Raw genomic sequence first — 24,351 nt, forward strand, 5'->3', positions numbered from 1 at the left:
AGTGCTATATGTTTTAATTCTCTAGTATATCTTATTTAATTTTTTGTGTGACGTTCAGATTTGACTTTACTGAACAATTTTTCAATAGTAAGCGAATAGGTAATCTTCTACCTATAACACAGCCATTTCTGTACGTTTGTACATAAACAACACTGTATTTTGGACCAAAACCAGCACCTTCTGGCAATTCGTCCTGATATTCAGGTAAATGATAAGGTAATTTGAAGTTATTTAGCCCTTCTGTTGGTACAGGTGTCCCACCTGTTTCTTCGGTATAAACTTCATAAGTAGAACAGTTGTCTTCAGTATTAATGGTTAATATACCGCCTTGACATAGGTCTAAATATTCCTCATCGATATCAATGCCAACATCAATTCGAGGAGCCACTGTTACTTCGTATATCCTAGTAAGGTCTCCAAGTACTCCAACCACGTTTCCATAAGAAATTTTAACGCGATCAAAAGGTTGATTGATGTCTTTGATAATCATTTTGTACTTATTGCGATACCCCAATCCTAGTAATTTTAGATCTAGAATTTGAGCCCCATTTGTTCCATCAATCTCTGCTCCTACTTTTTGATCTCCTAAATAGCGTTGGATTGTATAGCCTTTAATTAATTCTAAACTCAAAATAGGATTTCCAGGAACCTCAGTTACGATATGTAATTTATCTCCAGGCATCGCTTGTTGTTTAAAGACTACCGTTAAACTTGCAGCATTCAACACAGCAATACCTCTAACTATTGTAGCATACGTTTCAAGATTGCCATCCACGGCATTCCATGGATTAGAAACAGAAGCGGTTGCACTTGCTGCACCTATACCTAAATCTTGCACTCCATGTAATACATCTAGTACTGCTGGATGTACATTATCTGAAACAGGTTCACAGTATTCAGGCGAAAATGCACTTACATTTTTCGTATGATACGCATGGTACACTTTAGCTATTTGAGCAACACTCAATAAAGATCCTTGAGAAACACGAACCCCTTTATACTTTTTAGGTCCATTTTTATCAGAAGGAACAAATGTATATTCAATCACATTATCCGCTGCTAATAAATCTAATAAACCACCTTGAACTGATTTTAATGTTCCGATGGTATTACCATCAGCATCTAATCCTAAGACAGAAATACCTCCAGCTAACATCAATCCACTATATTGTTTTCCTAGCTTAATGGTTACAGGAGTACCTGCGGCAACTTCTTCTTCAAAGTAGATATTTTGCCATACCGTACCAATTCCCAAAAGTCCAATACCCGTTGTTAACGTAGAATAAGTTGTTGGGTCTCCATCGATAGTATAATCTGTACCACTAACACCTCCTGTAATGATAGATCCCCAACTTGATGAACCTCTTGCATACACTCTTTCTATCATAGGTGGACATAAGCTATCATCATATACTGTTATCATTACATTTTCATAGGCTTCACACCCATTATTTGAGGTTGCCACTACAGTTAACGTATAGACCCCAGGAGCATCAAATGTTATTGAAGTTCCAGCAAATTCTACAGCATGATGATTATACCATTTTACTGTCCCTGTTCCTCCTACTATAGAAGCAGTTGGCAGGATTACATTTACTGTATTTTGATTTCTTGGAATTGTTACATTAATACGTTGACTACCAGAGAAAGCAATCTCCGGTGCAGCAAGTTGAGTCACAACAAAAGGATCTGATTCAACTGAAACTGCTACTCCTTTTGTATAAACAACCGTATAACTACCTGGATAGTTCGTTTTTAACGTTTTTTCCTTTCCGTAATTCGGATTTGTCGACCCGGCCATTGTTGCATCAATCGCCTCTCCATCAACATACCATTGGTAGGTATCTGCCTCAGCAGGACCTTTATTCGAATCTAAAGTAAACTCCGTATCTGGACATACCGCATTCGCTTGATCTGAAGTGATAATCGCCTTAGGTAATGCCGTACTGTGCACGACTCCGATGATTGTTCCAGGGTTCTTTGTTAAATCTGCTGCTATAGGATTGGTATTATCCACTGGAGGGTAGGAAGGATATGAAATAATGCTTCCCGCCTCTTTCGTAAAAGCAGTATTCTTGATTTGCAATATTCCCTCTAATGTAGGATTCACATCCACGGTGAAAACAAATCGTTGCTCATTCCCTGGTGTCATCGTACCGGAGAAATCGTAGAGTACCTTTTGACCATCATCAGACAATCTTCCTTGCAACGCAGAATAGAATGAAGTACCAATAGGTAATCGATCTGAAACTGTAAAGTTATTAATCGTCGTTGCACCAACATTTTTCACGTGAATCGTATATTCGATTTTCTCACCTCCTGATACAGTATTAGTAGAAGCAGAACCATTTACTTTGTATGATTTCCACGATACTAAATTTTGATTCGATCCAAATGGGCTACAAAGTCTTTCAACTTTATAAATTTCAAGAGCTGAAAGCACGCCAACATTAGCCAAACTTTTTAATCCAATGCTAATGCGATCATATTGACCATTGGGTTTAAATGGAATATCAACTAGAGATGCCGAACTTAATAAACCTGCAATCTCAGTTCCTTCAATTAGACCATTATTCCAATCCAGTTGATCTACAAACGTATCTCCTTTGTATGCTTTAATTTCTAATTTTTCCAACAAAGGAACAGTAATAGCGCCTGTACCCGTTTTCAATCGGATATTGACAACATCATTCACTTCCGAAAGCGAGTTAAAGTAAAACCATTGTTTTACACTTCCTCCAACATTAATAGTTCCCAAACTCATTTGTGAACCATGTGTAGAATTATCATCAATCGCTCGTTCTGGATAAGTTACTCCTCCATTGCTTAAATCCGTTACATCTAAACTAATTCCATCATATTCGTAAGAAGTCACAAAAGGTGCAACACAAGCTTCTGTTGAAGTTTCATAACACATGCCATATACATTCATTGTATTCGGCGCAGCGGTTGCCCCAATAATTGATTTAGAAACATCCGTAATGCGAACGGATTTATACGCTTGTGTTGGTGTAATAGCTAAATAAGTACGTCCTAATTTATCCATTACGACTCTTATTTTTCCATCACTATAAGAAGAAGTTAAGACTTGACTTCCTTTCTCTAGAATTGGATTTCTATTGGCGTCTTTTACTGTCACTTTAAAATAGTGATTCCCTAGTAAAAGACCATCTAACAGTCCTGTAACCAAATTTCCTAAACTTCCTCCTACTAATTGTTTCAGCAAAGATCCTTCAAAATCAATGCGAACATAAGAAGTCGTATGAGCAGGTACTACAGCAGTGTATTCCAATTCTACAAAACCTTCCTTCTCACCTATTCCCAATAAAATACCTGATCCTGATTGCAAGGTTGCATAAGAATCGAAGTTATCATCAAATAGGTTATTGATATCATTGGCATTACTTGCGTCCAATAATTGAGTGGCACAAACTGGCGCTGTAAAAGGAGAAACCGTACTTGTTTCAGGACAAGTTGCTCCGACGCGTTTCACGTCATATAAACGAATGGTTGGTGTTGCTAAATTTACCCCTACAACAGATTGCACTTGAACTTCAACGCGGTCAAACGGCAAGGTTGTTGCATATGTAAAAGTTTGAATCCCTCCTGATTTGAATAAATTCAACAAATTGAGGTTGTTAATCAGCCCTTGTTGAAGGGTGAAGGATTCTCTTTGTGTATTACCTAAAAAGGTTACTATTTTATATCCACCTAATAATTCTCCAGATAATAAACTCGGTGAATTTGCTTGTAAACGCACTTTTAGTTGATCTCCAGATTGAGAAGGTTTATTGAAATAAATCAATTGACGTACCGTTGCTCCTACAGCTAGTAATCCATTGTTAATTTCAGCATATTCAGAGGAGTTACCACTAATCGCATAATACGGATTTTTCACTCCTGCTTGGCTAAAATTAGTTATACTAGCGGATATACCTGTCTGGGTAAAAGAAGTAAATTGCGGGGCAAAACACGGATCTGTTCCGATTTCACGACACATATTATACACTTTCAAGGTACGAACAGCATCGGCAGCAAGAACACCACTTATGCTATTGGTAATCTTAATACTTTTATAAGGTTGATCTGGGGTAACGGCAAGATAATATCGACCGATTTTATCTTGTACGATTGTCATTTTCCCACTTGTAGTACTGAAACCTACATTACTATTGCCCTTTAAGATTGCTGTTGAGCTTGTATTATTATACACCTCTACCTCAAAATGGTGACTTCCTAATAACAATCCTGCTGCACCTTCAAGTAACGTACCTAGAGTACCTCCCACAAGCTTACTTATCACCTCGTCTTCCATATCAATGCGGATATAGGAAGTTGTATTAGCAGCAACCAGATCTGGATAAGACATGTGAATCATACCCGAAGCATATTCCCCTACTAACAAAGTTCCTGCTTTCGCATACAATGTTGCATACGTTTCGTTGTTGTTATCTAAAACATTGGTTGCAAAATCTGTATTTTGAAATTCAACTAATGAAGTAGCACAACTTGCCGTTTCAAAAGGCACTTGTGTTGGTTCTGGATCCCTATAATTCGAATTAACGCATGTAGTTCCATCATAACGGTGGACGTCATAAATCCGCAATCCACCACTAGCTAGACCAATATTTACTGCGGTATTCATACGAACCTCTACTTTATCAAACGTTTTACCAGGAGCAAAGGTTAAAGTAACGGGTTCATTATTATGCAAAAGTCCTGCAATATCTACCCCATTTAATAATCCCCCACTTAAGGGTCTTAGATATACAAGTTCATCATTGTCATAGAGTCGCACTTCAATACTAGAAAGCAAATTAAGATCTAATACTCCTGTATTACTTCCTAGTTTGATATTGACTGTTCCATTATTTGGTGATTTTGTTGGAAAATAAAACAATTGAGAGAAATAACTTCCTACGTTAAGATCTACTAGACCTCCTAATTTCAAAACTGAATAAGTATCTAAATTATTATCAATAGACGCTCCCAGATTTGTATTTCCCATAGTTCCTAACAGAGACAAAGAAAGTCCAGCTCCATCAAAAGAAGTCCCGATTGGTTTTCCACAAGTAGAACTAGAAGGGACATAGGTAAAAGCACTAAAAACATCAAGTTTTTTTATTACACCTAAACCAGCAGCTGATCCTACACTGTTTTTAATATACAAACGATCATAAGCAGCATTTGGTGTAATAGCCACATATTTTGCACCATCTAGTCCTTCAACAATCTTTATTTTACCTACATTAGGAGCTAAACTAGTTGTACTTGATGCTTTTAAAACAGTAGAAGTTTGATTTTTTGCTTCTACAATAAATTCTTGTTGTCCAATTAAAACAAGTCTAAGTACATTGGTTAAAAGACCGCCCAACGAACCTCCTAATAGAGCATCAAGAATTTCACCCTCTGGTTTAATTCTCAAATAACTCGTTTGATTAGCAGGTAAAAGCGAAGGAAATTTAAGTTCCAATTCACTAGAATAAGCCCCTAAACCAATAGCCACTCCAGGTGAGGCATTCATGCGAGCATAATTTGCATCATCAACTAATGCTGCAGTAGGATTATTTACGTGATTAGCAGTATTAGTTACCTCATTAACCATTATTTTCGTTTGTCCATATCCTTGGACCAATGGTACTAAGAGTACCAGAAAAATTAACACCCTCGTCCAGAGGGAGAAAGTAATTTTCTCTTCCATGTGTTGTCTATTAAACATATTATTATCTGATTTTAATGTGTAAGGTGTATATGTATAGCACAACAACAATATGCATGATACGCATATGTGTCATAAATAGAAGATCTACTAAAAAAATATAAAGGATGGGTTCCAATACAACAGTGTGTTGGAACAAGAAAATATACGGAAATGCTACACTGTACGTGTACAGTGCAAGCATTCCTTTTGTCACAAATACATTTAAATTTACTCAGCCCAAGTCAACTTAAATCTATCCTTTTTTTATTTGTTTTTTTTTCGATCAATCCTGCGTAGTTTTCAAGCATCCCACTTAAAATATCTACAGAAATACAATTTCTTTTCTTCTTATAGCTCTTTTTCTTTTTTTAACTTTTTTCTGGATTTTCACTTTCTTCACTTAGCCCAAGCAAATTATTAGAAAACCACTGAAATGTTCTTTATTCTTATATATACTTATATTTTTTCCTCCTTTTTTTAGCTTTTCCTCTATTTTAGTAGTAAAAGGTATAAATATATCTTCATGATTTTATGCGTTATCATATAAAATCAATACAAAAATAAACAATTATATACAAATAATAAACTATTTATAAAAATTTATTCACAATATATCAACTTAAAAAATTAACATATTCACACCTGTTTATTGATATCGAAAGAATGATTAACCCAATAAAAGTTAATATACAAACAAATAAATGCTTAAATAGTTAATTAACAGTCATTAAACTATTTTACATTAATCATGTTGAGAAGAGTCAAAAAATCGCATTTTTCGAAGTAGCTCTAAAAAGACATCCATCAGTATAGAAAGAGTCTTTTTGCCCTATGAATGAAGGCAAAATTTAGCGATAAAACGGTGGCAATATAGTGCATTTTAACTTTTAAAAAACACCCTCAGCACAGATTTTTACAAGTGATTAGCATTTTAAAAAAAAATCATTTAGTTAAAAAAAAAATGTCTTACCCCCATTAACGCAAGGTGTATTTACCGTCCTTTTTTTACCTTAAAACTAACGTCAAATAAGTTAAATTTGGTTTCATTTTACAAAATCTTTTTATGTGAATTTTTTCTTAATCCTTTTCATATGATATCATGTTACTTCTAAAACCGATCCGATTCGTATAAACATTTTCCTGCTTTCTCAAGAATGCTTACATTTGGCTAAAGACTATTTTTATGGAACAAAATGCCTATATAAAAACTGCAATCACAGATAAGATTGCAACGATTACCTTTTATAGCGCCGCAAGTAATTCATTTCCAAGTTTTTTATTGGACGAATTAACTACAGCGATTACCCAGTTAAACACAAAAACAGAAGTAACAACGGTAATTCTTCAAAGTGAAGGAACAGGCGCTTTCTGCGCTGGTGCCTCTTTTGATGAGTTATTAGCTATTCAAGATAAAGTGACAGGAAAAAAATTCTTCTCGGGATTTGCCAATGTCATCAATGCCATTCGCAAAAGTCCTAAAATCTTCATTGGTCGCATTCACGGAAAAACAGTTGGCGGAGGTGTAGGTTTAGCTGCTTCTTGCGACTATTGTTTTGCCACAGCACAAGCTTCAATTAAATTATCCGAATTAGCAATTGGCATTGGTCCCTTTGTTATTGAACCCGCTGTTTCAAGAAAGATTGGTAAAACGGCTTTTACTTCCATGTCTCTTATGGCCCACGAATGGAAAACAGCCTCTTGGGCTCATCAACAGGGACTATACGACGAAGTGTATGATTCTATCGAACGAATGGACCTAGAAGTAACAAGTTTTGCAAAAAAAATAAGTAGTTATAACCCCGAAGCCCTAAGTGAAATGAAAAAAATATTTTGGGAGGGAACTGCGCATTGGGATGTATTATTAGCAGAAAGAGCCGAGATATCAGGTCGATTAGTGCTTTCTGACTTTACCGTACGTGCGTTAAATGCGTTTAAAAACAAATAGCTGAAGATATAAGGATAAACACGATTTTTGTTAAAGTCGTGTTTATTTTTTGAATATCTTTAGAAAAAAAATGCAAATCAGAAACCTATCATTCCTTTGTATCTTTTCTTTTCTTTGGATAACTAATACACTATTGGCCCAAAGTAAAAGAACATCCCCTGATCCTGCACCTTTCCAACATATGACCGTTGCAGCAGGACTATCTACCTTAGGAGGTAATCTAGAATTGGCTACACCTCTTTCTCCCCATTTTTCGTTAAAAGCGGGAATTAGCACCTATAAATACCATACAAGAAGGCGACAATTCAACTTAAGTGATCCCCATGGTGCGTTACACATGGCCTTTGGTCAAAATGTTGCATATAGCACACGCGCAGAAATAACGAATGTTCACGGAAATATAGTGGTCGATTATTACCCATTCCCAGATGGATTGCTCTACTTCAGTGGAGGTTTTTACTTTGGAAAGACCAAGTTACTAGCTAGGGGAACGATTGTTAATAGAAATGGGAGTCCCGCCCAACTACAACCCCCTTTTATATGGCCTGAACTCATATTCAACGGAAAGAAATTAGACATTATTAATGGAAGATTAGATGCTGATTTAACTTTAGGAAATACCATTAAACCCTACTTAGGTATTGGACTAGGCCGCGCCATTCCCAAAAAACGCTTTGGCGTAAAATTAGAACTTGGTGTTATGTATGCTGGCGATTACACAATCACACAAAATAATAGCCGAGGAGGCACTACGCTTTTAAGAGAAAATAACTTTGAAAAAGTAAATGCTGAAATTGATTGGTTCAAATATTACCCTATGGCTAAGTTTCAAGTTCAATATCGCCTATTCTAAAAACGACTCGAAGACAAAACCTCAAGAAAGAAGGGACTACCCAACTAGATTTTTCACTACCTTTGTCAAAATTTTTGGTTATGTCTAAAATTAGAATTACAAAACAATTCACATTCGAAACAGGTCATGCATTATATGGATATGATGGTAAATGTCGCAATGTACACGGACACAGTTATAAATTAGCTGTTACAGTAATTGGTACTCCCATTACCGATTCAACTAATGTAAAATTTGGGATGGTAATTGATTTCAGTGATCTAAAGAAAATAGTAAAAGAAGAAATTGTAGATCTTTTTGATCATGCTACTGTCTTCAATAAAAACACTCCTCACGTCGAATTAGCGCAAGAACTAAAAGATCGTGGACATCACGTTATCTTAGTCGATTATCAACCGACAAGCGAAAATATGGTTATTGATTTTGCCAACAAGATCAAAAATCGCCTTCCTGAAAATTTAGCCTTGTATTCATTGCGTTTACAGGAAACGGACTCATCTTATGCTGAGTGGTTCCAATCCGATAATTTATAAGTCTGGTGAATTTTACAATCGATACAACAAAAGGTGTTTATTTTGCCTCTGATCAACATTTCGGAGCACCAACCCGTGAAAAAAGTTTACCGCGCGAAAAGTTTTTCCTAGACTGGCTCAATGAAAAAGAAGAAGACATGGGAGCGCTATTCATTTTAGGGGATCTTTTTGATTTCTGGTTTGAGTATAAAACGGTTGTTCCCAAAGGATTTGTTCGCGTTCTAGGAAAATTAGCACAACTCAAGGATAAAGGGATTCCTATCTACTTTTTTGTTGGCAATCACGATTTATGGATGAATGACTACTTCCAAACCGAATTGGGAATTCCTGTTTTTCATCAACCGCAACTATTCACAATCAATGGCAAACGCTTTTTTATCGGACATGGTGATGGTCTAGGTCCTGGAGATTTAGGTTATAAACGAATGAAAAAAGTATTTACCAACAAATGCTCTAAGTGGTTATTTAATTGGTTGCATCCCGATATAGGTGTTCGTTTAGCTCAATACTTATCTGTAAAAAACAAATTGATTTCTGGTGATGAAGATGTGCGTTTTTTAGGAGAAGACAACGAATGGTTGGTCTTATACGCTAAGCGTAAATTAGAACAACAACACTATGATTACTTTGTCTTTGGGCATCGTCATCTCCCCATGGTGATTGACTTGAATAATCAATCGAAATACATCAATCTCGGCGATTGGATTACTTATTTTACTTATGGTTACTTTGATGGGGAATTCCATCTGGAAAAATATAAAAAGCCTCAATATTGAGGCTTTTCTGTTTTTTATATATGGGTAAAGTGCTCCACTTATCGCATCCTATGACTATTTAAAAGGGTTTGTCCAAAATCCAAGGACTATGTGAAAAGTAGTTCCATGGCACACTAGCTAAATCGACTTTTTCATCAATAAAACGACTGTAATCACGGCCATTAATAGCCACCCAACTATCGGCATAAACGGCTACATCCACGCCTTTATCGGCATATTCTTTCTTGATGTATTGTGCCATTTGCCAAACGACATCCGAAGTATTCATTCTCGCTTCTTGTTTACGACTCAAAACACCTTCCGTATTATAAAAAATACGTTCTTTTGTTTTTTTATCTTCCACTATAAAAGTGGTATACCCTCCTCGAGAACGCAACATCATCCGCCAACTTAAGCGATGGGCTTCATCAGTCCATAAAATATCTCCTTCAATAAAGTGCTGTCTTAAAGGTAGAGCAAATTGAAAAAACATAAACACAGCCAAGAATCCTACTACGGGCTTACTCAATCGTGGAGTGGCAAAATTTTCCTTTTGTTCAAATACAGGTTTCTTCTTCAAGAAAATACGTCTTATTTGATCTGTTGGATAAAAGAAAAGCGCAAACGTCAATGCAAAATAAGGGAAGATTCCGATGTGTAAGGTTACGGAATTGAATAGATGAAAAATAACAGAAGCAATTAAAGCCAATGTTCTTGTGCGTTTCCACAATAGAGCAGGAACAATCAATCCGTCAAAGATAATACCAAGATAGGCAATGACTAGATAGAACTCTTTTTGGGTAAAAATTTCTTTAAAGTATTCTGGAATATTTGCCGATTGATACATGATTTCCGTAAATGTACCATCCAACCAATCCGGATAGAATTTTGCAATCGTCCCATAGATGTACAATACACTCACTTGGAAGATAAAAATCCAATTGAAATACCGCGGCATAGCCAATTCTTCTTTCACGCGATTTGCTTTTACATCTAAGGATTGATAAGAGGCTGCGGGTAAAAAACACATATAGACACAAATAATCATCAACAAATAATAGTGATTATTATAGGATGTTTTTTGTAAAAAATAAGTTCCTGCCCATAATAAGGTCAGTAAAGGCATGCTCCATTTATAGCGATAACCCAACATTACGGCCAAAGAAGCCAGTCCCATCACAAAGAAATACACATACATTTGGGGTCCCACAAGAACTTGCAAAAAGTCCATGTAAATGTGGGAAAAGGTAAACTTTACATCTACTAAATTCATTCTCACCCATCCTGTGGCAATAGCGCCAAAGGATTCACAGGCAAATAAAAAACCGAAAAATATTCGAAATATAATTAAAGGGGCGTTATCAACGGGTTGCAGGGCTTTTTTCCACATGGCGATTAAAATAAGCTCTTGTTGCTTGTTCGTCCTTCGTTAATTGATCGACAAGCTCTTCAAGCGAGTTAAATTTTTGTTCATCTCTAATGCGATCCAAGATACGAACTTTTAACGTTTTATTATATAAATCACCAGACCAATCTAGAAAGTTTACTTCTATTGTATGAGGGTGATTTACGAACGTTGGGTTAATTCCAATACTCATCATTCCCTTTACCAACTCTCCCTCTATTTCTGACTCTACAACGTAAATTCCATTCTGCGGAATCATTTTATAAGATTCAGAAATTTCAAAATTTGCCGTTGGAAAGCCCAATGTACGACCTAATTTTTTACCGTGAATCACTTCACCTGAAAAGTGATACTCATGTCCTAAAAACTCATTGGCAAGAGCGATATTACCTGCTTCTAAAGCAGTTCTAATTTTCGTTGAACTAATGGAGACATGGTCAATTTCTTGTGCAGATATTTCTTCGACTTCAAAACCATAAAAAGCGCCAAAACGCTTTAAATCATGAATATCTGCCGTTCTGTTTTTACCAAAACGATGGTCGTAACCTATAATAATCTTAGAGATATTAAATGTCTCGACTAAAACTTGTTTCACAAACGCTTCAGCAGATAAATCCGCAAAGTCCAAATCGAACTTTTGTACCACTAGATTGTCCAACCCAAGATTTGCAAGTAGTTCTCGTTTTTCTTCTAATGTGTTTAACAAACGAATTCCGTGATCTTGTTTCAATACCATACGCGGATGTGGAAAGAAGGTTAACACCAAACTCTCAGCATCTAATTCTTTGGCGGCATCCACTAGCTTCTTTATAATCATCTGATGTCCAATATGAACACCATCAAAGGTTCCTAGTGTTGCAACAACTTTTTTATCTGTTTTAAATTCGCCAATGGAAGAAAATATTTTCACGATGATAACTTTAGTCTTTTATGGGGATTTTACTTAGTTTTGCCCCGTTTTCTAAATAAAAATTCAAGCAGTAAAAATACTTCATTTTTTACAAATCACATGAATTATTACACAATAATACGCCTAATCTAAAGTAATTAACATGCCTCGTTTATTTAAAACCACTTTGGTTTTCCTTTTGTGGATTGCCCCACTACTCCTCTTTTCTCAAGTTAAAATCATGACTTGGAATCTAAAGAATGTTGGAAGTAGTAAAACAGAAGCAAATATCAGTTATATCGCACAGATCATTAAACAAGCTGATGTAATTGCGATCCAAGAAGTAGTAACAAATCCCAGTGGTGCACAAACCATTTTAGCCCTACACGAAGAACTCAATCGAAAAAGTGGTGCGAAATGGGAGTATGCATTAAGTGATCCAACAATAAGTTCTCCCTATCGATCAGAGCGCTATGCTTTTTTATGGAAGTCTAATAAATTGAAATTGAAAAAAAGAGCATTTTTAGAACCAACCTATCAGGAAGAGATTGAGCGAGAGCCTTATATGGCAACATTTCAGCACAAAGATTTCCAATTTACCTTAGTTAACTTACATGCTTTACCCAAAAAACATCAGCCCGAAAAAGAAATCAAGTATTTGAAATTTTTACCTGCTCAATATGAAAATAGCAACCTCATTTTTTTAGGTGATTTCAACACACCCGAATCTCATTCTGTTTTTAATCCCTTAAAGAAACAAGGGTATCTCCCCGCTTTTACCAAGCAAAAAACCTCGTTGCGTCAAAAGTGCATAGACGGCGACTGTTTGGCTAGTGAATATGACAATATCTTTTTACAGCCGGAATTATTTACCATCAAATCTGCCAAAGCTATCTTGTTCTTTGAGGATTTTGAATCTATAAAAGAGGCAAACAAAATTTCCGATCACATTCCTTTACTCCTAGAGATAGAATAAAAAAAGGATTTCAGTTATGAAATCCTTTCTAAACAATTAAAATATAATAAAAACATCTATTACCTTCTATTCATGTAAATCATTACATAGTATAACAGAGTACCCAAAGAGGAAAGAGCAGCTACCACATAGGTTCTTGCGGCCCATTTTAAGGCATCTTTAGATCCAACCAATTCTTGTTGTGTTACAATATTTTTTGCCTCTAACCACTTTAATGCTCGATTACTAGCATCGTATTCAACGGGTAGGGTCACAAAAGAAAATATGGTCGTTAAAGCGAAGAGTACAATTCCCAACAGCAATAGTTGTGGAAATGTTTTCAATAGCAGCACGCCCCCAATCAACACAAAAGGCATAAAGCGAGAGGATACTTCTAACACAGGTACCATTCTCGAACGCATAGTTAACCACGAATAGGCTTGTGCATGTTGAACAGCGTGACCTACTTCGTGTGCAGCAACAGCTGCGGCTGCGGCGTTGCGCTGATTATATACAGCCTCACTTAGATTTACCGTTTTATCCACGGGATTATAGTGGTCAGTTAATCTACCAGGAGTAGAAATTACGCGTACATCGCGAATACCGTGGTCAAATAGCATCTTTTGTGCAATTTCGGCACCACTCATCCCGTTTTGTAAATGAACCTCAGAATACTTCTTAAACTTTGCTTGTAAACGATTCCCCACGTACCAACTGGCACCCATCATGGCAATCATAAAAACCCATATCATCATAGATATAACAATTAATGTTCCTTTATACTACATCAAATGACGCGCCAAATCTAAAATACAGTCATTTTGTCATAAAAAAAGAGAGACGGGTAAGGTCTCTCTTTTTAAATCTTATATGAATAAGCCTTATTTAAGCTTTTTCTTTACTTCTACTTCTTGGAATGCTTCAATTGTATCGTATTCTTTGATATCGTTGTAGTTTCTAATTTGGATACCACAATCATATCCTTTCGATACTTCTTTCACATCATCTTTGAAACGTCTAAGTGCTGTAAGCTCTCCGGTGTAGATTACTACTCCTTCGCGAATTAAGCGGATCCTAGAGTTACGGAAGATTTTTCCATCAAGAACCATACATCCAGCAATCGTACCCACTTTTGAAATTTTGAATAACTCTCTAATTTCAGCAGTACCCGTAACTTCTTCTTTCAACTCTGGAGATAACATACCTTCCATTGCATCTTTCAAGTCGTCAATTGCGTCATAGATAATCGAGTAGTTTCTGATATCAATTTCTTCTTTATCTGCTAACACCTTGGCAGAAGCCATTGGACGAACGTTAAATCCGATGATAATTGCATCCGATGCAGAAGCTAACAATACGTCAGATTCTGTAATTGCACCTACTCCTTTGTGGATGATATTGATTTGAATTTCTTCTGTAGACAATTTCGAGAATGAATCCGAAAGCGCTTCAACAGATCCGTCCACGTCTCCTTTTAAGATGATGTTCAATTCTTTGAAATCTCCTAAAGCGATACGACGTCCAATCTCAGCAAGGGTAATATGTCTTTGTGCACGAACTGACTGCTCGCGTAACAATTGTGTACGTTTTGCGGCAATTTGCTTCGCTTCTTTTTCTTCTTCGAATACGTTGAATTTATCTCCAGCTCCTGGTGCACCGTCTAATCCTAATACAGAGATTGGTCTAGATGGTCCAGCTTCTTGTACCGCATTTCCACGTTCGTCGTGCATTGCACGAACCTTACCGTGGTTACATCCTGCTAATAGGTAATCTCCTACTTTTAATGTTCCTCCTTGTACTAATACTGTAGATACATATCCACGTCCTTTATCTAAATATGCTTCAACAACTGTACCTGATGCTAATTTATCTGGATTTGCTTTTAGTTCAAGCATTTCTGCTTCAAGTAAAACTTTCTCCAATAATTCTTTCATCCCGATCCCTTGTTTTGCAGAAATATCTTGTGATTGGTAAGTACCTCCCCACTCTTCAACCAATAAGTTCATCGAAGCTAATTTTTCCTTAATCTTCTCAGGATTAGCTGTCGGCTTATCCACTTTATTGATTGCAAAAATAATAGGTACTCCAGCTGCTTGGGCGTGACTGATTGCCTCTTTTGTTTGTGGCATGATGTCATCATCCGCAGCAATTACGATAATTACGATATCGGTTACTTGAGCTCCACGTGCACGCATTGCAGTAAACGCCTCGTGACCTGGTGTATCTAAGAATGTGATTTGTTGTCCGCTTTCTAACGTAACTCCATACGCACCGATATGCTGTGTAATACCTCCAGACTCTCCTGCAATTACGTTTGCTTTACGCACATAATCCAGCAATGAGGTCTTACCGTGATCCACGTGTCCCATTACAGTAACAATTGGCGCACGAGATTTCAAATCTTCTGGTCTATCTGGAGCTTCTTCAATAGCCTCCTCAATTGAAGCGGTAGTGAAATCTACTTCAAATCCAAATTCATCAGCAACAATAGTCAAGGTTTCAGCATCCAAACGTTGATTCATCGTAACCATGATTCCCAATGACATACACGTTCCGATTACTTTTGTAATAGGCACATCCATCATAGTAGCAATCTCACCTACGGTAACGAATTCCGTTACTTTCAACACTTTGTTTCCTGCCTCTAAAGCTCTTTGTTCCTCATCTGATTTCTTACGGTGAACATCACGTTTATCTCTACGATATTTTGCGGCTTTAGATCTATTTCCTTTACCTTGTAAACGCTCAAGCGTTTCTTTAATTTGATTTTTAACTTCTTCCTCTGTAGGCTCTGCTTTTACGACAGGCGTATTTCTTCGGTTGTTGTTATTATTCTTATTGAACTTGCTGTTTCCTCCGGGTCTGTTCGCATTGTTTCCGCCGGGTCTATTTGCATTGTTCCCACCTGGTCGGTTCGCATTAGCACCACCTGGTTTATTACCGCCTGCTGCATTGTTTTGATTAGCACCAGCACCTTCTGCATTGGCAGGTTTTGCAATACGCTTTCTTTTATTTCGTCCAGCAACGTTGCCTTTTTTATCGTCTTTCTTCTCCTCCTTCTTCTTCTTAGGCTTGTCAAACTGTGATAAATCGATCGTTTGCCCTGTAAAAGTAGTCCCTGAAAGCTTTTGATAATTTGTTTTGATGATTTCTTCACCTGACTTCGCATCAACACTATCGCCCTCAACTACTTTGGTTTCTTCGTTTGCTATTTTAGCAGACTCCTTATGTTGTTTTTCTTCCACAGGTTTGTCTTTTACTTTTGATTCTTTATTCGCTACTTTCTTCGCTTCTACTTTCTTTGTCGTATTTTTTGCTGAATCAGTTTTTGAATCGACATCAACCTGAGCAATAGGAGCAGCTTCTACTTTCTCCACTACTTTTTCTTGTGCACCGCTTTCTTTCGCAACTGGTTCTTTACTCTTTACAGGCTCAGCTTTCTTTTCTTCTTTCTCAACCACTTTTTCAGATACAGCTGAAGAAGATTCTAAAGTTTTTTTAGGTTCAAGATCAATTTGCCCTACAGTTTTAATAGCAACTTGCTCTTCTGCTTTGGCTCTAATAATCTCTTGTTCTTTCTTGATACGAGCTTGTTCTTCTTGTTTTCTCTTTTCTTCTAATTCGCGTTCACGCTCTACTTTAAGCGCTTCCTTTTCTTTTCTTTTCTCTTCACTCACTTCAATTGAAGCTTCCTTTTTCCCTCTATCAGCAGAAAATTGTTTATTCAGAACAGTAAATTCTTCTTGTGAAATCTTTGCATTTGGCGTTGCATCAATTTCATACCCTTTGCCTTTCAAAAAGTCCACGGCTCTATCCAGAGAAATATTTAATTCCCTTAAAACTTTATTTATTCTTATTGCTCTTTCTTCAGACATATTATCTTTTTAGTGTATTATTTGTGTTGTGTTGTTAATAGATGTGTTAGTCTAATCCTCAAACTCTTCCTTCAGAATACGGAAGACATCCTGAATTGTCTCTTCTTCTAAATCCGTGCGTTTGATTAATTCTTCAACACTTAAGTTCAACACGCTTTTTGCTGTATCTAATCCAATCTTAGCAAACTCTTCAATTACCCATGAATCAATTTCATCGCTGAATTCTCTTAATTCAACATCGTCATCCTCTGGGTTCAATTCGCGCATCACATCGATATCAAATCCTGTTAACATTCCTGCTAACTTAATGTTTTGCCCTCCTTTTCCAATTGCTCTAGAAACTTCTTCTGTATCTAGATATACGTTTGCCTTCTTGGTTTCTTCGTCAAATACAACCTTATTTACTTTCGCAGGTGCTAATGCACGTTTAATAAACAAGTCTGTATTGGTTGTGTAGTGAATTACGTCGATATTTTCGTTTCCAAGTTCTCTTACGATTCCATGGATACGCGACCCTTTCATTCCAACACAAGCTCCTACAGGATCAATTCTATCATCTGATCCTTCCACTGCAATCTTTGCTTTCTCACCTGGAATTCGAACCACCCTCTTCACTTGGATTTTATCCTCGCCAATTTCAGGAATTTCTTGTTCTAACAAACGCTCTAGGAATCGGTTCGATGTTCTAGACATGATAATTTGAGGTTTTGCTCCTTTCAATTCAACAGCCTCAATAATTCCTTTTACTGTATCTCCTTTTCTGAAAAAGTCAGAAGGAATTTGTTTTTCTTTTGGCAAAACAATTTCATTTCCTTCATCATCCATCAAAATTACAACTTTTGGGCGAATATGATGTACTTCCGCAGCGTAAATCTCTCCGATTACCTCTTTAAATTGCTTATATAACGTAGCATTGTCATGCTCTGTCACTTTTGAGTTCAAATATTGACGTAAAGCTAATACCGCTCTTCTTCCAATATCTTCTAACTTCACTTCTTCTGAAACTTCTTCACCAACTTCAAAATCCGATTCTATCTTTCTAGCTTCACTTAATGAAATCTCATATTTATCATCTTCAACTTCACCATCGTTTACAACGACTCTACTTCTAAAAACCTGGAAATCTCCTTTATCAGGGTTAATAATGATATCGAAGTTATCGTCATCACCATATTTCTTTTTCAATGCATTTCTGAATACATCTTCTAAGATGGCCATTAACGTAACTCGATCAATGTATTTTAACTCTTGAAATTCTGAGAACGATTCTACTAAACCACTATTCTCCATCTGATATTTTTTTAAAATGAAATTATTATACTAGCTTCTTTTATCTTGTCGAATGGTATAACAGCTTCTTTTTCAACTGTAACCTTTCCTTTTCCAACAGCTTTTGCTTCACGCGCCTTCCACTGTAATACGATTGATGATTCTCCGACTTCCGCTATTGTCGCTTCGTACTTTTCTTGGTTTGAAGTGACTAATTTCACCTTTCTTCCGATATTTTTTTTGTACTGACGCAACAATTTCAACGGTGATGTAGCACCCGCAGAGGCAACTTCTAGAGCAAAATCGTGTTCTTCTCTATCTAAATTGTGCTCTATGGCTCTACTTACATCAATGCAGTCTTGCAAATTAACCCCGTTATCTCCATCTAACGTCACCATGATTTTATTATCTGGAGAAATTGTCATTTCAATCAAAAACAACTCTTGCTTCTCAGCTAAAGCTGCATCTAACAACTCTTGTACTTTGTTTTTAAATGTCATATGCTATAAAAAGAGGGGACTATTATGTCCCCTCATTATTTAACTTCTTTAATAAATAACGGTGCAAATATACTATTTTTTTTGTACTAATAAAAACTTTTGTGTATTGATAATTATATGCTTAAATTTAGAACACTAAAAAAACATGTTAAATACTTAATCCACTTTTACACTTAATTATGAAAAAAATACTAATACCAACGGATTTTTCACAACAGGCACATAACGCAATCAAAGCAGGTGTAAATTTTGCGAAGAAACACAACGCTGAAATCATTTTACTACACATCCTAGATTTACCACAAGAAGCAAGTGATGGTGTTAGTAAAGGAACCCCAGCCCCAGAAGTGATGTTCTTTAAAAATGCGGCTGAACAAAAGCTACAGCAAATCGCACTAGATACTTTATTCGAAGGGCTAACGGTTTCTACAAGCTTAATCTTAGACCGTACTTCTCAAGGTGTAACTAAATCGGCTATCCACAACGAAGTAGATCTAATCGTAATGGGGTCTCACGGAGCAAGTGGAATGAAAGAATACTTTGTAGGTTCTAATACGCAGAAAGTCGTACGCACATCTCCTGTTCCTGTTTTTGTTGTAAAAGGAGAATTTGAAGACAACTGCATTAAGGATATTGTTTTTGCTTCTGACTTTACAAGTGAAATGAAAGATTCATTTAAAAGCACACTTGCTTTAAACAAAGTAGTTGGCGCTGATTTACACCTACTCATGGTCAACACACCCAACAGCTTCAAGCCAACACATGTTGCAGAAGAAACACTCGAAACATTCTTAGCGGATATTACAGATAAAGAATTTGATTTAAGCATCTACAATGACATTAACGTAGAAAAAGGAATCTTAAACTACTGTAAAAAATTAGATGCAGATTTAATTGCCATTGCTACACATGGTCGCACAGGATTAGCTCACTTCTTCAACGGAAGTATTAGCGAAGACCTAGTAAACCACTCTCCAATCTCTGTATTGACATTCAAAATCGACTAAATTTTGATTAGCGAGAAGCAATCGGAGCACAGCGGAGATTCATCGCTTACCAAAGCCGAATTTTAACTCAGTGAGAGAAATAAAGAGATGAGTAAATACATCTACAAAAAAAAAAGGTTCGATCTTAGTTTATAAGATCGAACCTTTTTGTTTGTAGTAGTCGGTGAGGTTTGTTCCTCCTAAGGTTTGCGCCTTGTATCGAACTTCACAAAAAACCACCTACACTCCGTACTCCTCTCCAAAATAAAAAATGCCTTAGAGCATTTTTTATTTTAATATTTCAATGTGACTTTCTGACACAGTCTTTATTGGTATATAATTCTTTTTTCCATCAACTAACAGACACAAGTAAATATTGTCAATCGAAATAACATACCCCTTCAATCCATTAATTGCGACATATTGCCCTACTTCTAGGTTTTTTCTCGCATAGAAAGAGTACAACAATTTCGTTACAACATCTTTAGCACCTAATCCTAAAGACAAAGCAACCGTCAATAAAATTGCACCGATAACGATCGAAATATTACTCGTAATAATCGAAGTATCAATACTCATTTGATTTAACGTTGTGATCACCACAAAAATCAAAATCAAATAGAACAAAATATTTCCGATCATACGCGCACCGACAAAATCAACAGCCTTCAACACCTCTACGATTACTTTCTTAATCCACGAAGCAAAGTAAAGGCCTCCGATAAAAATAAGCAATGCCACAAAAAGCTTAGGCACAAACATCATCAAATTGCCAATTTCACGCGAAACGATTTCCAGGCCAAACAACTCTGCCCCAATCAATACCATTAAAAAAACAAGGAAAACCTTAACGAAAAAAAGCAAGATAGCATCGACCTTCACTCTAATCTTGATTTTATTCAAAAACTCATTGTCGTCTAGCCCCTCTTGGATTTTCTCTAGGCGAACAAGTTTAAACATCTTTTTAAGGATATAAGAAAAAAGCTTAAGCATTAACCAGCACAACAGCACATAACCCGCAATGAGCAGAAAACCAAAAACGCCTTTTACAAGTGAATTCACCACATCGTTAATCATCTCACCCGGATACTCAAAACTATACAACTTCTCCATCATGATCTTCTTTTTTAATTCTTTCTATTATTTTCTTTTCTTTCTCTTTATCAACATCTCCTATAAATGACTCCACTACTTTGGGCACTTGTACCGTATAAAGTTCAGATACATCTAAGGAAAGCTTAATAAAATTCAAATTGTCAATCACCCGATCTTTCAGATAGTCCGGCAATTTCTCGTCTTGCAGTATTTTCTTAAAAGGATTCTCCATTATGACAACGAATTATATAATTCCACAATTTTCTTTTTAGCCCTGTGTAATCGCATTTTAACAGCACTTTCTCCTAATTCAAGTAGTTGTGCTATTTCTTTGATCGACTTATCATCTTGATATTTCATCAATAAAACGATTTTATCTTCCGGGTCAATTAAGCCTAGTGCTTCTTGAAGTTTTCCAACCGTTAAGGAAAAGATTTCTTCGTCCGTCACTTCCTCGTCTGCAGTAGAAACATACATTGCTTCTTCCTGTAATTCCACATTATCTCGTTGCCGCTTTAAAATAGACTTTGAATAATTAACGCAATGATTATACGTAAACGAATAAAGCCAAGTAGAAAACTTTGATTCCCCTCTAAAAGACTTCAAATTAAGGTATAATTTCACGAAAACATCTTGCGTCAAATCTTCTGCAGCATCCCGGGACTCAGCGAACCCCAGACATTTTTGATACACCTTTTGACCATATCGATCATAGAGTATACCAAACAAACTTGTATTTCCATTATGAACGATAAATTGCACCAATTCTTCATCCGTCATCGAAACAAAGTTTTGACTTTGCACATTCATTTTCATATTACTTTTTTACAATTCAAATGTAAGAGATAGAAACAATTACATCTAAATTTTAACAAAAAGTTCTTAAACACTTCTAATCTGTAGTAATTTTTCCACATACTTTCCGATGACGTCAAATTCTAAATTAACCAGTTGTCCCAATTGATAATGCTTAAAAACAGTATGTTCTCTTGTATAAGGAATAATGGCAACACTAAAGGTGTTAATTCCTGAATCTACAACCGTTAAACTAGTTCCATCAACAGTTATTGAGCCTTTAGCAATCGTTGTATGTTTCACTTTTGAATCATATTCAAATCCATAATAGGTACTTCCCTGAGCATCTTGTATTGACACACAGCGACCAACAGTATCCACGTGTCCTTGTACAATATGTCCGTCAAGACGGGCATTAGCAAGCATACCGCGCTCTATATTGATTTCCTGTCCTATTTCCCACTGCCCTAAAGTCGTAACATCAAGCGTTTCTTTGATTGCCGTTACAGTAAAAGTTTCGCTTCCAATTGCCACAACGGTTAAACATATTCCATTGTGCAAAACACTCTGATCTATCTTCAGTTCATCAACGAATGAACACGACACAGTTAGGTGCAAATTTTCTTTTTCTCGTACAATATTTTTAACAATTGCAATTTCTTCAACAATTCCTGTAAACATTACTCCATTTATTTTATTAAATTTGTTTTCAAAATTACTAATAATTTATACGAAACTATGAGCCATAAAGAAGAAAATGTTAGGGTAGGTATATCAATAGGCGATTTAAACGGTATTGGGCCCGAAGTTATCCTTAAATGTTTCGAAGACAACAGAATGCTTGAGCTTTGTACTCCGGTGATTTTCGGTAACTCAAAGCCTTTATCTTATATCAAAAAAAACATCAATAGCAATGTAAATTTTCAAGGTATTGACAGTTTAGATCAAATGATTACAGGAAAACTCAACGTGTTAAACCTGTGGAAAGAGAACGTGAACATCAACTTTGGCGAGAACGACCCCGTAGTAGGCAGTTACGCAATCAAGTCATTTATTGCAGCAACAGAAGCATTAAAGAACGACGAAATTGATATTTTAGTTACCGCACCGATCAACAAATACAATACACAATCAGAGGAGTTTAAACACCCGGGGCACACCAATTACTTAAACGAACAGTTAGAAGGCAATGCCCTCATGCTTTTGGTGAGCGACGATTTAAAGGTAGGTTTATTGACCGACCATTTACCTTTGAAAGACATAGCCCAAGCCATCACACCACAACGCATTGAAGAAAAGGTGAAAACAATTCGCGAGGCATTGATGAACGATTTCAACATTTTCAATCCACGCATTGCCGTTTTAGGACTGAACCCCCATGCTGGAGATGATGGAATTATTGGAACAGAAGAACAAGAAATCATAAAACCAACGATAACAAAATTAGCAGAAGAAGGCATACTCGTATCTGGTCCATTCCCAGCAGATGGTTTTTTTGGATCACAACTTTACAACAGCTTTGACGCAGTCATCGCGTGTTATCACGATCAGGGATTAGCCCCCTTCAAAGCACTATCCTTCAGTAAAGGTGTGAATTACACCGCAGGTCTAAACAAAATTAGGACCTCACCTGACCACGGAACAGCTTATGATATAGCAGGTAAAAACCTAGCGGATCCCACTTCTTTTCGCGAGGCGTTGTACTTAGCCCTTGATGTTTTCAGAAACAGAAATAGAAACATCGAAGCCAAGAGCAACCCACTAATGCCTCAAGAAAAAGAAAATAGTACAAAAAAATTTGATAATTAGCTTGTAATAATAATAATTTTTTATCTTTGCACGCTCAAATCATGTATTTGATGAATACCGAAAAAACATATTCGATATCCTTTATAGGATTGAAAAATGGAGAACATACTTTTGAATATCAAATAAATAGTGATTTTTTTAAAAATTACAATTACGATGATTTCAACAGCATAGAAGCAAATATTAGCGTTCTTTTAAATAAAAAAGCTACCCATTTAGAGGTAAACTTTAAGGCAGAAGGAGTTGCAAACGTTCCTTGTGATGTCACAAATGAAGATTTCAATCTTCCAATTGAACATGAATTTAACCTCATTGTCAAATTTGGAGAAGAATTTAACGACGATCACGATGAAGTATTAGTTATTCCAATGAATGAATACGAGATTAATTTATCTCAGTACATATACGAATTAATTGTATTGTCCATTCCCGTCAAACGAGTAAGCCCTGAAGCAGCAGAAGACGAAGACTTCGATGAAGAAGAATTCGATTTTTTATTTGAGGACGAAGATGAAGACAATGAAATGGAAGATTCGCAAGAAGACGATACGGAAAGCGATTCAGACAAGGAAGATATAGACCCAAGATGGGAAAAATTAAAAAAACTATTAACGGATAAATAATATAGTAAAATGGCACATCCTAAGAGAAAGACCTCGAAAACAAGAAGAGATAAAAGAAGAACGCACTACAAAGCTGTAGCTCCAACTATCGCTACTTGTCCTGTTACTGGTGAAGCTCACTTATTCCACAGAGCTTACTGGCACGAAGGAAAACTTTACTACAGAGGACAAGTTGTAATAGACAAAACCACAGCAGTAGAAGCATAAGCTTTTCAAAACACAATAAACTCTCACAATGTGTGAGAGTTTTTTTTTGCCGAAATTTACTGAGAGAGCGAGTTTTAAGACTTAAAAAGGCTCTAGTTCGTTTTTTTTTCGTAATTTTCGCTTCTTTTTGGAATGTTTTTATAAAGTAAAGCAATA

Annotated in this window: 20 protein-coding genes; 9 read left to right on the forward strand and 11 right to left on the reverse strand. The window is 36.3% G+C overall.

Features of this window, described 5'->3' with window-relative positions:
• Positions 1-31 precede the first annotated feature (31 nt).
• Positions 32-5,719, reverse strand: coding sequence for a DUF11 domain-containing protein (locus FBR08_RS05560; protein ID WP_158961809.1), 5,688 nt, complete (start codon positions 5,717-5,719; stop codon positions 32-34).
• Positions 5,720-6,884: 1,165 nt separating this feature from the next.
• Between FBR08_RS05560 and FBR08_RS05565 the strand changes: the two genes are divergently transcribed.
• From FBR08_RS05565 to FBR08_RS05580, 4 genes are all read left to right on the forward strand, one after another.
• Positions 6,885-7,646, forward strand: coding sequence for an enoyl-CoA hydratase/isomerase family protein (locus tag FBR08_RS05565; RefSeq protein ID WP_158961810.1), 762 nt, complete (start codon positions 6,885-6,887; stop codon positions 7,644-7,646).
• A gap of 70 nt (positions 7,647-7,716) precedes the next feature.
• Positions 7,717-8,499 (forward strand): hypothetical protein, encoded by a 783-nt coding sequence (locus tag FBR08_RS05570; RefSeq protein ID WP_158961811.1) that lies wholly within the window; start codon positions 7,717-7,719, stop codon positions 8,497-8,499.
• An 80-nt stretch (positions 8,500-8,579) separates the two neighbouring features.
• Positions 8,580-9,032, forward strand: coding sequence for a 6-pyruvoyl trahydropterin synthase family protein (locus FBR08_RS05575; RefSeq protein WP_158961812.1), 453 nt, complete (start codon positions 8,580-8,582; stop codon positions 9,030-9,032).
• Positions 9,033-9,037: 5 nt separating this feature from the next.
• On the forward strand, positions 9,038-9,808 hold the full coding sequence (locus tag FBR08_RS05580) for a UDP-2,3-diacylglucosamine diphosphatase (RefSeq protein ID WP_158961813.1): 771 nt from the start codon (positions 9,038-9,040) through the stop codon (positions 9,806-9,808).
• 58 nt (positions 9,809-9,866) lie between these two features.
• Here the strand turns inward: FBR08_RS05580 and FBR08_RS05585 are convergent, their stop codons facing one another.
• Both FBR08_RS05585 and FBR08_RS05590 read right to left on the reverse strand, forming a co-directional pair.
• Entirely contained in the window at positions 9,867-11,177 is a 1,311-nt protein-coding gene (locus tag FBR08_RS05585) for an HTTM domain-containing protein (protein ID WP_158961814.1), read from the reverse strand.
• Entirely contained in the window at positions 11,149-12,102 is a 954-nt protein-coding gene (locus tag FBR08_RS05590) for a bifunctional riboflavin kinase/FAD synthetase (protein ID WP_158961815.1), read from the reverse strand. The genes FBR08_RS05585 and FBR08_RS05590 overlap by 29 nt, the downstream gene beginning before the upstream one ends.
• A gap of 142 nt (positions 12,103-12,244) precedes the next feature.
• On the opposite strand from FBR08_RS05590, the gene FBR08_RS05595 reads away from it, so the two are divergent.
• The gene (locus FBR08_RS05595; protein ID WP_158961816.1) at positions 12,245-13,057 is read left to right on the forward strand and encodes an endonuclease/exonuclease/phosphatase family protein; all 813 of its coding nucleotides are present in this window, start codon (positions 12,245-12,247) and stop codon (positions 13,055-13,057) included.
• Between the two features lie 59 nt (positions 13,058-13,116).
• Here the strand turns inward: FBR08_RS05595 and FBR08_RS05600 are convergent, their stop codons facing one another.
• The 4 genes from FBR08_RS05600 to rimP all read right to left on the reverse strand — a co-directional run bounded on the left by FBR08_RS05600 (position 13,117) and on the right by rimP (position 18,680).
• Positions 13,117-13,788: a zinc metallopeptidase gene (locus FBR08_RS05600; RefSeq protein ID WP_158964179.1), complete on the reverse strand. Its 672-nt coding sequence runs from the start codon at positions 13,786-13,788 to the stop codon at positions 13,117-13,119.
• Positions 13,789-13,917: 129 nt separating this feature from the next.
• Positions 13,918-16,911 carry a translation initiation factor IF-2 gene (gene infB / locus FBR08_RS05605; RefSeq protein ID WP_158961817.1) on the reverse strand — a complete coding sequence of 998 codons (2,994 nt, stop codon included), beginning with the start codon at positions 16,909-16,911 and terminating at the stop codon, positions 13,918-13,920.
• A gap of 51 nt (positions 16,912-16,962) precedes the next feature.
• On the reverse strand, positions 16,963-18,201 hold the full coding sequence (nusA, locus tag FBR08_RS05610) for a transcription termination factor NusA (protein WP_158961818.1): 1,239 nt from the start codon (positions 18,199-18,201) through the stop codon (positions 16,963-16,965).
• An 11-nt stretch (positions 18,202-18,212) separates the two neighbouring features.
• A complete protein-coding gene (gene rimP / locus FBR08_RS05615) occupies positions 18,213-18,680 on the reverse strand; it encodes a ribosome assembly cofactor RimP (RefSeq protein ID WP_158961819.1) in 468 nt (155 codons plus the stop codon).
• 179 nt (positions 18,681-18,859) lie between these two features.
• On the opposite strand from rimP, the gene FBR08_RS05620 reads away from it, so the two are divergent.
• Positions 18,860-19,687 (forward strand): universal stress protein, encoded by an 828-nt coding sequence (locus FBR08_RS05620; protein WP_158961820.1) that lies wholly within the window; start codon positions 18,860-18,862, stop codon positions 19,685-19,687.
• Between the two features lie 267 nt (positions 19,688-19,954).
• On the opposite strand, the gene FBR08_RS05625 is transcribed toward FBR08_RS05620, so the two are convergent.
• The 4 genes from FBR08_RS05625 to FBR08_RS05640 form a co-directional block, all read right to left on the reverse strand.
• On the reverse strand, positions 19,955-20,782 hold the full coding sequence (locus tag FBR08_RS05625; RefSeq protein ID WP_158961821.1) for a mechanosensitive ion channel family protein: 828 nt from the start codon (positions 20,780-20,782) through the stop codon (positions 19,955-19,957).
• Complete coding sequence (locus FBR08_RS05630; protein WP_158961822.1) at positions 20,763-20,993, reverse strand: hypothetical protein; 231 nt, start codon at positions 20,991-20,993, stop codon at positions 20,763-20,765. Before FBR08_RS05630 ends, FBR08_RS05625 begins: the two co-directional genes overlap by 20 nt.
• Entirely contained in the window at positions 20,993-21,577 is a 585-nt protein-coding gene (locus tag FBR08_RS05635) for an RNA polymerase sigma factor (protein ID WP_158961823.1), read from the reverse strand. Before FBR08_RS05635 ends, FBR08_RS05630 begins: the two co-directional genes overlap by 1 nt.
• A 66-nt stretch (positions 21,578-21,643) precedes the next feature.
• On the reverse strand, positions 21,644-22,237 hold the full coding sequence (locus FBR08_RS05640; protein ID WP_158961824.1) for a riboflavin synthase: 594 nt from the start codon (positions 22,235-22,237) through the stop codon (positions 21,644-21,646).
• A 57-nt stretch (positions 22,238-22,294) separates the two neighbouring features.
• Between FBR08_RS05640 and pdxA the strand changes: the two genes are divergently transcribed.
• The 3 genes from pdxA to rpmF are packed head-to-tail and all read left to right on the forward strand — an operon-like array spanning position 22,295 to position 24,195.
• A complete protein-coding gene (pdxA, locus tag FBR08_RS05645; protein ID WP_158961825.1) occupies positions 22,295-23,365 on the forward strand; it encodes a 4-hydroxythreonine-4-phosphate dehydrogenase PdxA in 1,071 nt (356 codons plus the stop codon).
• A 50-nt stretch (positions 23,366-23,415) separates the two neighbouring features.
• A complete protein-coding gene (locus FBR08_RS05650) occupies positions 23,416-23,988 on the forward strand; it encodes a YceD family protein (protein ID WP_199268635.1) in 573 nt (190 codons plus the stop codon).
• Between the two features lie 9 nt (positions 23,989-23,997).
• Complete coding sequence (gene rpmF / locus FBR08_RS05655; RefSeq protein WP_002989043.1) at positions 23,998-24,195, forward strand: 50S ribosomal protein L32; 198 nt, start codon at positions 23,998-24,000, stop codon at positions 24,193-24,195.
• The last annotated feature ends 156 nt before the right edge of the window (positions 24,196-24,351 follow it).

This window comes from Myroides fluvii (assembly GCF_009792295.1).
GTDB lineage: Bacteria > Bacteroidota > Bacteroidia > Flavobacteriales > Flavobacteriaceae > Flavobacterium > Flavobacterium fluvii_A.